The organism is Peptoniphilus faecalis (assembly GCF_012976305.1).
In the GTDB taxonomy this organism is placed as follows: domain Bacteria; phylum Bacillota; class Clostridia; order Tissierellales; family Peptoniphilaceae; genus Peptoniphilus_A; species Peptoniphilus_A faecalis.
Genome location: NZ_JABDSR010000001.1, coordinates 180,692 through 193,440, shown reverse-complemented (window position 1 = coordinate 193,440; position 12,749 = coordinate 180,692). Strand labels below are relative to the sequence as shown.

Genomic DNA, 12,749 nt, shown 5'->3' with positions numbered 1-12,749 from the left:
TTTTTTATATTAAGCCTCTTTTGGCTTTCTAAAGTTTGAAATTAAAATTGCAATTACTAGTCCAATTAACATTGGAATAACCCAACCAAGACCAAATGTAGCAAGAGGAAGCTTTGTTATTAGTTCATTAAGTCCGCCAAGAAATTCTTTCCCCTGTAGTACATATAAAAGACCAAATACAAGTGAAACTATTGATGGAATTTTGAAAACTAAGTCGTCTTTAATTTTGTCATTAAATAATCCGATTAAGACAATAGTCATTGCGCAAGGATAAAGTATTTCAAGAATTGGCGCAGAAATTTTAATTATTTGGCTTACACCAAGCACTGAAATTGCACAGGAAACAATAGAACAAATAATAACTATAATTTCGTAAGAAACTTTACCTTTACCTAGGTCGTTAAAGAAGTTACCTGCAGCTGAAATCAAACCAATGGCAGTTGTAAGACAAGCAAGAGCTGTTATAATAGCCAAGATATATACTCCAACTCCACCAAGAACCCTATTTGTAATATCTACGAGAAGTTGAGTATTATCTGTATTTATGTCGTATACGCCAAGGCTTGACGTTTGTGCACCAAGGTATACTAAACCACCATAGATAAAAGCGAGACAGATAGCTGCAATAATTCCTGAATAAATAGTTGCCTTGATTTCTAGTGCTTGCGAAGAATATTTTCTAGTCTTAACAGCATTTATGACAACTAGTGCAAACATACATCCTGCAATAGCATCCATAGTTTGATAACCATCAGTAATTCCCTTTTTAAGAACAGTGTCTATCATGGCAGTATTTGCAATTTCTCCAATTGGATTAAAAATTCCATTTATAATTAGAACTAACATACAAATTATTAAAGAAGGAGTTAAAAATTTACCTATTATATCTACAACCTTGCTTGGTTTTATGCTTAAAAGACAAGCAACAATAAAGAAAAATACAGAGAATAAATATCTATTTACAGATTCACCAAAAATTGGCAATATAGCTATTTCATAAGTAGTAGCAGCCGTTCTAGGAGTTGCTAAGAAAGGTCCAATACATAAAATAATTGCTGTTGAAATAATAATTGCAAAAGTTTTATTAACTCTTGAAGCGAGAACATTTAAATTCCCATCGTATTTAGAAAGAGCGATAATTGCAATTAGACCTAATCCTGCATCTGTAATAGTAAACCCCAGAAAGCCAATCCACCATTGTGGGCCCGATATAAGCCCTAAATAGGGTGGGAAAATTAAATTTCCTGCTCCGAAAAACATTGCAAAAAGTGCAAAGCCAATTACAAACAAATCTTTCCATCGAATTTCGTCATTCATTTTTTACCTCCAATTAATAGCTTTTTCCATTTTATCACAATTAAATAGAATTTGATACACTAAAACATTGAATACTAATAAAAACTTTGGTACTATTTTTATAAAGGAGATGGACATGAATTACATTGAATCAGTTGATTGGATTGAAAATAGGAATATTCCTCTTGGTGAGTTCACGACGGACAATATAAAAGCACTTTTAGAGGTATTTAATAAGCCGCAAGATAAATTGAAAATAATACACATTACTGGCACAAATGGAAAGGGATCAGTTGCAAGTTTTATTGCAAATTCTTTAAAAGAAAATAATTTTTCTGTGGGAAAATTTACTTCGCCTTACATAACAAATATTCGTGAAGAAATTAAAATCGATAATGAGGAAATATCTGAAGAATGTTTTGCAAAACTAGCTTCAGAAATTAGAAGAAAAGTAGAAGAACTTGATGAGAAAAAAATTTTTGTAAGTGGATTTGAAATTTTGACCTCCCTTGCTTACATTTTTTTTGCAAGGGAAAAAGTGGATTTTGCTGTAATGGAAGTTGGAATGGGTGGAAGAGTTGATGCAACTAATGTAATGGAAAAATCAATTCCAGTTTTTTGCCACATTTCTCTTGACCATGCAAATATTTTGGGAAATACATTAGGTAAAATTGCAAGGGAAAAGGGTGGAATTATAAAAGAAAATTCTCATGTCTTTAGTTATCCTCAAGAGAAAGAGGCAGGAGAAGTTCTTAGAAAAATTAGCAGCGATAAAAACTCTACCTTTGACGAATTTAAGGAGAATGAAGTTGAAATTTTAAAGTCCAATGAGTTTGGAAATAAATTTAACTTTAGAAATTATAAAGATGTCGAAATAGATCTAATTGGAGAGCATCAAGCTTTAAATGCATCACTTGCTCTAATGGTTTTAGATTTCTTAAAAACTGAGTACAACTTAAATGAAGAAAAAATAAAGTTGGGACTAAAAAATGCAAAGAATATTGGCAGGATAGAATGCCTTTCTAAAAATCCACTTATAGTAATTGACGGATCTCACAATTTAGATTCAATTGAAAGAATTGAAGAAAGTATAAGAAAATTTAAGTATAATAAATTAATTTTGGGTTTTAGTCTTTTAAAGGATAAGGATCACGATAAAATTCTCAGAAAAATCGAAAATATTTCAGATAAAATTATTCTAACAGAAATTGACAACGATAGATTTACAGAAGTTGATGTTCTTGTAAATGAATTTAAAAAAATTTCAAAAAAAGAAATTTATGCAATAAAAAATAGAGAAAAAGCCGTAGAAAAAACTTTAGAACTTGCAGAAGAAGGCGATATGATTTTGTGGTGCGGATCTTTATATTTAATTAAGGACATTAGAAAAATAATTTTAGAAAAATTAAATTAAAATAAAAAAGATATATAAAATCCATGGAGAATGAACTGAACCCCTAAACCTAGATTAATTTAATAATATTTTAAGCGGAATAACCTGTACATTATGAGGATATTTCGCTTATTTTTTAAGTCCAGCCTAATTACATCCTTTAATATCTGCCTATTTCATTTTATTAGCTCTTTATAATTTTTAAGTTCTTGTCCCTAGAATATTTTTTTAAACTAAAATTGAAGTCTTTGAAGAAATTGTGTCAAAGTACAAAAGTGTAAAATATGTCTTGATAGTTGAGAAAATCCTAAAAAACATGAAAGATTAGGTTGTATTTTTTAAAAAAAAATAATATAATTAAGAGAATTAAGTTGAGGTATTTTTTAACTCAATTTTAAATTTTATACGAGGAGGTAAGAATATGACAACATTTCTCATTGGCTTAGCTATTTTAATTATCGGTGGCTTTGCCTATGGACGATTTGCCGAGAAAGTATTTCAACCGGATGATAGGGAGACGCCAGCGATTAAAAATCAAGATGGTGTCGACTATGTTCCCATGGGCAAAAAAAAGAACGCACTTATTGAATTATTAAACATTGCAGGAACTGGACCGATCCTAGGTCCAATTCAAGGGATTCTCTTTGGACCTTTGGCTTTTCTTATGATTCCAATTGGATGTGTTTTTGGTGGAGCTTTACACGACTATATGAGTGGCATGATTTCAATTCGCTCAGGTGGTGAACAAATGCCGGGACTCATTAAGCGCAATCTTGGGGGTAAGGTATACTCTATCTACAATATTTTCGTAATAATTCTCATGGTTCTTGTAGGTGCAGTGTTTATTTATACTCCCGGAGATTTAATAGTAACTAATGTATTAAAACAAGAAGCAGTGTCCACAAACCCCGTTGTTTGGATCGTTTATGCTTGTATTTTTGCTTACTATATTGCGGCAACACTCTTCCCAATCGATAAGATAATCGGTAGAGTATATCCTATTTTTGGCGGCATCTTATTACTTTCCGCCGTTGGTATTTTCTTCGGTTTATTTTTTAAAGGCTATCAACTAGATAATTTGGATTTGAGCAATCTAAACACACATCCAAATGGAACACCGATTTTACCAGTGTTCTTTGTAACTGTTGCTTGCGGAATCGTGTCAGGATTCCACTCTACACAAGCGACTTTAATAGGTCGTTCTGTAAAGAGTGAAGGTGAAGGTCGTTTCGTATTTTACGACATGATGATCCTAGAAGGTTTTATCGCTATGATATGGGCGGCAGCTGCAATGGGTATTTACAACAAGGGTATAGACGCTGGTCTCATTGGAAAACCTGCGGTTATAGGTCTTGTTGCAAATGATATGCTTGGTACAGTGGGAGGTTTAATTGCCATTATTGGCATTATCGTTCTTCCAATCACTTCTGGAGATACGGCACTTCGTTCTGCACGACTTATGATAGCAGATCACTTAAACATTCCGCAAAAAACCATGAAGAGCAGATTAAGTCTTTCCATAGGTATGTTTATATGCGTACTAGTTATCTTAATCTTTGCAAAATTGAGTCCAAATGGATTTAATGTTTTGTGGCAATACTTCGCATGGGCTAACCAAACGATCGCCGTATTTGCCTTCGCCATGATTTCCATTTACTTACAACGTCATGGTAAAGCATTCCTAGTATCCTTGATTCCTGGTATGTTTTACGTCTACGTCATTACAGCCTATATTATGGGTGCTAAGATTGGATTTAACTTGCCTTATATGATGGCAAATATAATAGGTGTTACAGTTGCCATCCTTTACGCTTTTGTTGTCTATAAAGAAGGTGACAAGCAAAAAGTTTTAGCAAGAGCATAGGATTTATAGAGCGCGTTTATACGCGTTCTTTTTTTGGCTTTATAATTCGGCTCTATAATATCTGTTGGGGAGTAAATCTCTAACAGATATTTTTATGTAAAAAAATTGCACTTATACGCATTTAGTCCTAAACTTAAAATAACAACAAACTTTGTTAGGAGGTGCATATAAGTGCAAAATAATAATAACATGAATTTGTTGAGTTTTAAAGATGTAATTTTTGATAATTTTTGTGAGGATAAGGAATTTGTTCACATTCATGCTACTGTTAGCAAGATGTCTACTTGTTAAATAGTGGCTATAAAAAGATTTGATTTCAAGACTAAGGGTCCAAAAAATTGAGGATTAACATATATTGATAAAAAAAGAGAGACTCATTATTTGAGCCTCTCAATATTTGAGCCTCTCAATATTTGAGCCTCTCAATATTTGACATAGAGTCAAAAAACTCCACCACTATTAGGGTTTTTTGGTTTAGTTTAAAGGTAAAGGATATTATAAAATTTGAAATAAAGAACTCTTGCATTGCAATATGTAACTTATACATAAAAAAAGGATCTTTTTAAGACCCTTAATTATATAGCTCTTTCGACTTTACCAGATCTTAAACATCTAGTGCACACGTTGATTCTTTTTGTTGATCCATTAACTACAGCTTTAACTCTTCTAATGTTAGGAGACCAGCTTCTGTTAGAACGAGAGTGAGAGAAAGAAATTCTATTACCAAATTTTTTTTCTTTTCCACAAATTTCACATCTTTTAGCCATAACGCACCTCCTTTAGTTATTAAGCAACAAATATTCTATCAAAAATTGCTGCTAAGTGCAAATATTTTTTTCAATATGTTTTTATTTTACACTAAATTATTATTTTTTACAAAGGATTTTTCAAATTGTAACGAGATAATATATATTATATAAATAAAAAATAGATAGTGCTTTAATACAATGTAATTTAACAAAAAGTATAGAAGAAGCTCTTATGTTAATAATAATTGGCAGTAGTATATGTTAGATGTAAATTAGATGAAAGTAAGAGATAAATATTTAGAAAAAGAATATTTGAGCAATACTACAAACTTAACAAAATGGAGATGAAAATTTTAAATTCTAAACAATTTTAAAAATATATGATTTTCACATAACTGGATTGATGTATCCAATTTCCATAGCTTTATTATAAGCTTCGACAATATTTTTAGCTTGCAACTTGTGATAAATGTTAGCTATATGATTATAGAGAGTTCTCTCACTTATAAATAGCTTCATGGCAATATCTTTTTTACTTCCACCTTTTATTAACTCTTTCAACACTTCAATTTCACGATTTGTTAAAGGATCAATTATTGATTTGTTCATTTTTTTATAGTTGCCATTATTTACATTTTTTATTCTTTCTAAAAGTTCGTGGGTTTCTACAGATTTATTTATAAAATCTTTTACTCCTAACTTAAAAGCCATATCCTTGTAATTATCTAAATCATAAGATGTTAAAACTATTATCTTTTGTTTGGGATTATAATCTACCAAATCCTTAATTAAATCAAGACCAGTCTTATCATCTTTTAAATTTATGTCGATTAAAAAAATATCATAGGCATTTTTTTGTATCATTTTTAGAAAATCTTGAGCTTTTGATACATAAGCACATGAAATTTCTTCTTGCTCTTCTAAAAGCATCTTAAGAGACTCCCCAAATATTTTATGATCATCCAACAAAATAATTTTCATCTCTTTCCACCTCCAAGCAAACTTTTGTTGAAAGTATATCCTTATTTAATCCATAAGAAATATTTCCCGCATTTGAATCTATCAAAAGTTTAAGTAGCAAGACTCCTCTCTTTGATTCATTAATTTTATTATAATCAGCAGGGCTTGCACCATCACTATCCATTTCTATTATTACAAAATTTCCTTTTTTATAAAGTTTATAATTTAAATATTTTGCATCTGAATGCTTATAAACATTATTTATAAGTTCCTTTAATATTATTGAAATCAACCTAATTAATTTTTTATCTTCTGTTAAATCACTATCGATAAGTTTAGTAATTTTAATATTTTTATTTGGATATAAAGAAGATACATTATCAAATATTGCAGATAATGATGTTTCCAGATTAGCTTTTTCAAATAAAGAAGATTGATAGAATTTCATGATATTTCTTGCTTTCTTTTCAAGACTAGTCAAAATCTTTTTTGAATATTCTATATCAGGATTTTTGGAAGAAAGGTAATTTTTACTTGTAAATATATCTTGCAAAATATCGTCATGTATAATTCTTGCAAATTCATCTCTTTCACTAGCCATATAGTCTGATAGGTAATATAGTTTAAAGGTTCTCTCAAAAGCTAATTCTTTTTCCTTTAAAAATAAGATAAAGAAAAATTCTGTAATAAGAAAGATTATCTGAGTGAATATATTTATCATTACCGTATCTATATCAAATAAGTAAATCAAGACAAAAATAAAAAATACAAGTCCAATAGTAAATATTTGGGTGGATTTTCTTGATATCGGTAAGATGTTTATATATTTTATATTCTCTAATACCAAATATTTTTTTATAAATAGGCTTGTTGAGCCTATACTTATAAGAGCGAATAGAAACTTATAAGGTAGACCATTTATTAAAATCAGACTCAAAGGCAAAAGAGACGTAAAAATAACCAAAATAGAAAATATTCCTAGTATATTTTTATTTGAAATTTCTGTGTATATAAGTCCGTATAATGCAAAAACTAAAATAAGTGAAACTGCATTTAAAATTGAGTCCTCCTCTACTAACATTTTGTTTTTAAAAAGAAGACCCCAAAATAAAATTATCATTAAATGGCTGATTACAATTTTTTCTAATTTCTTATACATATCTCAATAGTAGCTAACTACAATCCTTTCTTTATTAGTTTTTATACCCAAAAATAGATTTATTGATACTAAGACAAAAAACTTACTTAATAAATATAAAGACAGCTTATTTGTAAAATTATATACTAGTGAGGATATAATCATAATTCCTATAAATAGCCCTACAAGCCTAATATGAAGAGAATTTATTTTGTTCATATTAATGGTATCAAGTATAGTTAATACTACGACCAATGTATATAATAGGCTTGATAAGATTAAGTTTAGCATGACCAGATAAGATAATTTAACTTTTAGTAAATTTAATACTAAACTTGGGAGAAGTATAATAAATGAGCTTATATATATGCTGATAAAATACTTGCCTAGAATTTTTTTCATAGGAAATCCATTTGCAAGTAAAAATTCAAGCTTTTTGCTAATCTTATCTGCTGCCAAGGTATTTTTAGCGAGTTCTATTCCAAATATTACAAAAAGTATTAAAATTCCATCAATTTTAATTATATCTATGACCTTATTTATTTCTTGGCTTCCTTCATCAGTAAAAAACAGAGCCATAAAGGTGCATAAAAATGCTATAAATGACATTAAGAGAGCATTTTTGCCTAGTAATTTTTTTAGATCATCAATAACTAATTTCATGACCATGAACCTTCTTTATTAATTACAGATTCATTGTTTATCTTGCTTAAATCTTTCATGGAGGAGATTGCAAAGATTAATCCCAATCCTAGATTTATCCCTAATATTATATAGATAAGGTTTAGATTATATCTTTCTATTAATGAGAGAATCTTCTCTGAAAATGTGCCTATCATGTAAATTAAAATTGTTGTTCCAAAGAAAACTATATTTTTGAAAAACTTAAAGTTTTTTTGGGATAAACTTATAAGATTAAAAAATAGTATTTCAAAATAAGTCATTCCTATCATTGTCACAAATATACCCACAATCCACTTAAATTCGATTTGAAAGTCTACTAGGACATAAGTTAGAAAAAACAACATAAAGGGAACAATGGAAGATAGTCTCCACATTTCTACCCCATAGGCTTTAATCACATCTTTTATATTTACTCCTGATGCTAGGATAAATTCTATACGTTTATTTAATTTATCCTTGACTGTTAAATTGACAACCATAGAATTAGACATAATTAGTGAAATTCCAAGCATTAGTACATATAGCATTAATATAATATAATCATTTCCTCTAGAATCAAAGATCCCCTTATATAGTAAAAAAATAAAGCCAAGGGAAATCAAAGTAAATAATAATAAATTTAAAATAAAATCCTTGTCTTTACTTAAATAGTAGCGACAAGCCCTATTAATATTCATCTTATCATTCATTTTGTACCTTCCTCTATAAATAAATCTTCTAAGCTCTCTCCTTGCATTTCGTCTATATTCTTCGTAAAAAGCAGCTCTCCTGATTTTATCATGGAAACCTTATCTGCTACTTTTTCAATTTCTGACAGGTCATGACTAGTAATTACTATGGTCTTACCTTCATCCTTTAGTAATTTTATGAGTTTTCTAATCTCAACTCTTGATATTGGATCTACTCCACTAGTAACCTCATCTAAAAATATTATCTCTCTATTCATCATTACAATAATTAGTAAAGACAATTTCCTCTTCATACCTTTAGAATATGTAGAAACATTCCTATTCAAATCCTTTGTAATTTCCAATAAATCAGAATACTTTTTATAATTTTCAGGCTTATATCCAAAATATAAACCGTATAATTTAATGTTTTCAAGTCCTGTCTTGTCTTCATACAAATAGTCATTTTCAAGTAACATTGACATACTACCTTTAATCTTAACTTCTCCACAATCTTCATCATAAAGATCTGTAAGTATTCTAAATAGAGTTGTCTTACCAGATCCATTTGGTCCAACAAGGGCATGCACTGTATTTTCTTCAATTTCTAAAGAAAAATTGTTGAATAGCTTTTTGTTTTTAAAATTTTTACTCATATTTTTTACTTCAATTACATTCATATTAAAAACCTCCTGATTCATAATTAAATTTATTATTAAACTAAAGATATATTTCAAGTTAAAACTATAATTTAAAACCAAATTAAAATTTGTATTTAAATCTATTACAAGTTAATATATCGTACAAATAGCACATAGTTTACAATAATTTCTCGGTGCTATAATTTTTGATTTCATATTTTCGCCTCAATATGTTTTATTTTATGCTATTATAAATTTTATTACGTGAGTAAATACTGCAAACTTAATAAAAAAAAGCAGTCCTAAGACCGCCATAATTTTTCCACACCTTTGCTATGTTTTTTTACAAGCTTTAGTTCATACTTTCAATTATTTTTTACAAGTAGCAGTTTTGTGCATCTAGCTTTATTTTTACTTAAAAAAATCTAGTTCTACTTGATTTGATAAATCTCTTCCCCTTTTAGTGAGATAGATTTTATTTTCACTAATATTTATTAATCCAAGAACAATATTTTTTTCGATTTCACTTTCATAAATTTTAAAAAAATCTTTTTGGAATTTTTCCTTAAATTCATCTATATCTATCCCTGAATTAAGTCTAAGCCCCAACATTATAAATTCATTAATTCTATCGATTTCAGATAATTTTTCAGAAAATTCTATGGGCAAATCATTTTTATCAATTGAATTATAATAATTTTTAAAATCAGAAAAGTTTCTATATCTTAAATTTTTTATATTTGAAGAAGCCTCTAGCCCAAAGGAAATATAGTCCATTAGCTTCCAATAAATTAAATTGTGCCTACACTTAAATCCCTTTTTCGCAAAATTTGAAATTTCATATTGATGGAGACCAATTTTTTCAAATTCTTTGACTACATAGTGATACATTTTTCTATCCTCAAGTTCATTAGGGAAGTCTAGAGGATTTTTTTTGTGCGCTTTATAAAGAATTGTACTTTCTTCTAAAATCAATGAGTAATAAGAAATGTGAGGAAGATTTAATTTTTTTACTTCATTAACTGATTTTAATATATCAGAAAACTTTTGTGATGGAAGTGCAAGCATTAAATCTAAATTTATATTTGTAAATCCTGCAATTCTTGCATTTTCAATAGCTTTATAAATATCAGCAGAGTTATGAATTCTTCCAATTTTTTTTAATATTTCATCGTTAAAGGATTGTGCTCCAATGGAAATTCTATTAATGCCAGAATTAAAAAAGATCTCTGCTTTTCTTCTTGTAAGAGAATTGGGATTGGACTCTATTGTAATTTCTGCGTTTTCACTAAAATCATAATTTTTTAAAACGCTTAAAATTCTCACAATAAATTTCTCGTCCACAGAAGAAGGAGTACCACCACCAATAAAAATAGTGTCAATAGTTCTTTCTTTTAAAATATTTTCCTGTAATTTTATTTCTCTTTCTAAATAATAAAAATATTTTTCTTCATTTTCTTTATTTAAAAGAGAAGAGCAGAAGTCACAATAGTAACATCTACTCTCACAAAAGGGTATATGAATATAAATTGAAATTTTATTTTTCTTCATCGTATTTTAATACAGACAAGAAAGCATCTTGTGGAATGTCAACATTACCTACAGTACGCATTCTCTTCTTTCCTTCCTTTTGTTTTTCAAGGAGTTTTCTCTTTCTAGAGATATCGCCACCGTAACATTTAGCAAGGACGTCCTTTCTAAGGGCACGAATAGTTTCTCTTGCAATAATTTTATTTCCTATTGCAGCTTGAATTGGTACTGCAAATTGGTGTCTTGGTATTACATCCTTTAACTTTTCACAAATTTTTCTTGCACGAAGGTAAGAATTTGATTCGTGAACAATTAATGAGAAAGCATCTACAAGCTCTTCATTAATTAAAATATCAAGTTTAACGAGATTAGATTTTTCATAGCCAATTAATTCATAATCATAGGATGCATAGCCACGAGTCTTTGATTTAAGTGCATCAAAAAAATCATAAATTACCTCATTTAGGGGCATGTTATAAGTTATAAGTGCTCTAGTTTCTTCTAAGTATTGCATATCTTTAAAGACACCACGCCTATTTTGGCATAGTTCCATAACTTGACCAACATAATCTGTTGGAGTCATAATTTCTGCTTTTACAATTGGTTCTTCCATGTAATCAATTTCTGTTGGATCAGGCAAATTTGATGGATTTTGAATAGAAATCATCTCGCCATTTTTTTTCATTACATTGTAAATAACAGATGGAGCAGTAGTAACAATATTTAAATTAAATTCTCTTTCTAGTCTTTCTTGGATAATTTCCATGTGAAGAAGTCCTAAGAAGCCACATCTAAACCCAAACCCAAGAGCAACAGAAGTTTCTGCTTCAAAGTCTAGGGCTGCATCATTTACTTGTAGTTTTTCTAAGGCGTCGCGAACATTGTTGTATTCTTCGCCTTCGCCAGGATACACACCACAGAATACCATTGGTACAACTTTTTTATATCCAGGCATGGGATCACTTGTTTTATTATTTTTTAAAGTGATAGTGTCACCGACTCTAGCGTCTTTGACATTTTTAATTGAAGCAGTTATAAAACCAACTTCGCCTGCATTTAAAGAGTCAAGAGGAATGTGACCATTGGAAGTTACTCCAACTTCAACTACTTCAAAAGTTTTACCTGTAGCCATCATAAGTATTTCATCACCTGGTTTTACTGAGCCGTCAATGATTCTAACGTGGCAAATTACTCCTCGATAAGAGTCATAAATTGAATCAAAAATTAGAGCTTTAAGTGGGGAATTGTAGTCGCCATTTGGTGCAGGAATTTTATCTATAATTGCGTGAAGTACATCGTCAATTCCAATACCTTCTTTTGCAGAAATAAGTGGAATGCCTTCAGTGTCGATGCCAATAATATCTTCTATTTCTTGTTTTATCTCATCGGGTCTTGCACTTGGAAGATCAATTTTATTTATCACTGGAACAAGTTCAAGGTCTTGATCAATAGCAAGATAGACATTTGCAAGAGTTTGAGCTTCAACGCCCTGTGAAGCATCTACAACTACAATGGCACCTTCGCAAGCAGCAAGGGAGCGAGAAACTTCGTAGTTGAAGTCAACATGCCCTGGAGTGTCAATTAAGTTTAAAATATACTCTTTGCCATCTCTATCATCTTTATATATAAGTCTAATAGCTTTTAATTTAATTGTAATTCCTCTCTCACGTTCAAGATCCATGGAGTCGAGGACTTGATCGTCCATTTCTCTTTTGGTGAGCATTCCAGTTGACTCAATTAGTCTATCGGCAAGAGTGGATTTGCCGTGATCAATATGTGCTATTATTGAAAAATTTCTAATATTATTTTGATTTCTCAAATTTTTA

General features: G+C 29.6%; 11 protein-coding genes. 2 read left to right on the top strand and 9 right to left on the bottom strand.

Going from position 1 to position 12,749, the window contains the following annotated elements; translation table 11 throughout:
* Positions 1-9: 9 nt before the first annotated feature.
* Positions 10-1,317: a branched-chain amino acid transport system II carrier protein gene (gene brnQ / locus HKO22_RS01020; protein ID WP_075659005.1), complete on the bottom strand. Its 1,308-nt coding sequence runs from the start codon at positions 1,315-1,317 to the stop codon at positions 10-12.
* 115 nt (positions 1,318-1,432) lie between these two features.
* Here brnQ and HKO22_RS01015 point away from each other — a divergent pair, with 115 nt between their 5' ends.
* Both HKO22_RS01015 and HKO22_RS01010 read left to right on the top strand, forming a co-directional pair.
* Positions 1,433-2,710: a bifunctional folylpolyglutamate synthase/dihydrofolate synthase gene (locus tag HKO22_RS01015; protein WP_169967919.1), complete on the top strand. Its 1,278-nt coding sequence runs from the start codon at positions 1,433-1,435 to the stop codon at positions 2,708-2,710.
* 400 nt (positions 2,711-3,110) lie between these two features.
* On the top strand, positions 3,111-4,553 hold the full coding sequence (locus HKO22_RS01010) for a carbon starvation CstA family protein (protein ID WP_075659003.1): 1,443 nt from the start codon (positions 3,111-3,113) through the stop codon (positions 4,551-4,553).
* A gap of 575 nt (positions 4,554-5,128) precedes the next feature.
* Here HKO22_RS01010 and rpmB read toward each other — a convergent pair.
* The 8 genes from rpmB to lepA form a co-directional block, all read right to left on the bottom strand.
* Complete coding sequence (rpmB, locus tag HKO22_RS01005) at positions 5,129-5,320, bottom strand: 50S ribosomal protein L28 (RefSeq protein ID WP_075659002.1); 192 nt, start codon at positions 5,318-5,320, stop codon at positions 5,129-5,131.
* A gap of 369 nt (positions 5,321-5,689) precedes the next feature.
* A complete protein-coding gene (locus HKO22_RS01000) occupies positions 5,690-6,283 on the bottom strand; it encodes a response regulator transcription factor (RefSeq protein WP_169967917.1) in 594 nt (197 codons plus the stop codon).
* Positions 6,261-7,421, bottom strand: coding sequence for a sensor histidine kinase (locus HKO22_RS00995; protein WP_169967915.1), 1,161 nt, complete (start codon positions 7,419-7,421; stop codon positions 6,261-6,263). The genes HKO22_RS01000 and HKO22_RS00995 overlap by 23 nt, the downstream gene beginning before the upstream one ends.
* Before the next feature lie 3 nt (positions 7,422-7,424).
* Positions 7,425-8,063, bottom strand: a complete 639-nt coding sequence (locus HKO22_RS00990; RefSeq protein ID WP_169967913.1) for a hypothetical protein — start codon at positions 8,061-8,063, stop codon at positions 7,425-7,427.
* The gene (locus tag HKO22_RS00985; RefSeq protein ID WP_169967911.1) at positions 8,060-8,773 is read right to left on the bottom strand and encodes a beta-carotene 15,15'-monooxygenase; all 714 of its coding nucleotides are present in this window, start codon (positions 8,771-8,773) and stop codon (positions 8,060-8,062) included. The genes HKO22_RS00990 and HKO22_RS00985 overlap by 4 nt, the downstream gene beginning before the upstream one ends.
* Positions 8,770-9,432, bottom strand: coding sequence for an ABC transporter ATP-binding protein (locus HKO22_RS00980; protein ID WP_169967909.1), 663 nt, complete (start codon positions 9,430-9,432; stop codon positions 8,770-8,772). Before HKO22_RS00980 ends, HKO22_RS00985 begins: the two co-directional genes overlap by 4 nt.
* A 372-nt stretch (positions 9,433-9,804) precedes the next feature.
* Complete coding sequence (gene hemW / locus HKO22_RS00975) at positions 9,805-10,944, bottom strand: radical SAM family heme chaperone HemW (RefSeq protein ID WP_169967907.1); 1,140 nt, start codon at positions 10,942-10,944, stop codon at positions 9,805-9,807.
* Positions 10,931-12,742, bottom strand: coding sequence for a translation elongation factor 4 (lepA, locus tag HKO22_RS00970; protein WP_169967896.1), 1,812 nt, complete (start codon positions 12,740-12,742; stop codon positions 10,931-10,933). The genes hemW and lepA overlap by 14 nt, the downstream gene beginning before the upstream one ends.
* Positions 12,743-12,749 lie beyond the last annotated feature (7 nt).

Coding starts and splice junctions, on each gene's coding strand:
- brnQ (WP_075659005.1), bottom strand. CDS start 1,317: ATGAATGACGAAATTCGATGGAAAGATTTGTTTGTAATTGGCTTTGCA.
- HKO22_RS01015 (WP_169967919.1), top strand. CDS start 1,433: ATGAATTACATTGAATCAGTTGATTGGATTGAAAATAGGAATATTCCT.
- HKO22_RS01010 (WP_075659003.1), top strand. CDS start 3,111: ATGACAACATTTCTCATTGGCTTAGCTATTTTAATTATCGGTGGCTTT.
- rpmB (WP_075659002.1), bottom strand. CDS start 5,320: ATGGCTAAAAGATGTGAAATTTGTGGAAAAGAAAAAAAATTTGGTAAT.
- HKO22_RS01000 (WP_169967917.1), bottom strand. CDS start 6,283: ATGAAAATTATTTTGTTGGATGATCATAAAATATTTGGGGAGTCTCTT.
- HKO22_RS00995 (WP_169967915.1), bottom strand. CDS start 7,421: ATGTATAAGAAATTAGAAAAAATTGTAATCAGCCATTTAATGATAATT.
- HKO22_RS00990 (WP_169967913.1), bottom strand. CDS start 8,063: ATGAAATTAGTTATTGATGATCTAAAAAAATTACTAGGCAAAAATGCT.
- HKO22_RS00985 (WP_169967911.1), bottom strand. CDS start 8,773: ATGAATGATAAGATGAATATTAATAGGGCTTGTCGCTACTATTTAAGT.
- HKO22_RS00980 (WP_169967909.1), bottom strand. CDS start 9,432: ATGAATGTAATTGAAGTAAAAAATATGAGTAAAAATTTTAAAAACAAA.
- hemW (WP_169967907.1), bottom strand. CDS start 10,944: ATGAAGAAAAATAAAATTTCAATTTATATTCATATACCCTTTTGTGAG.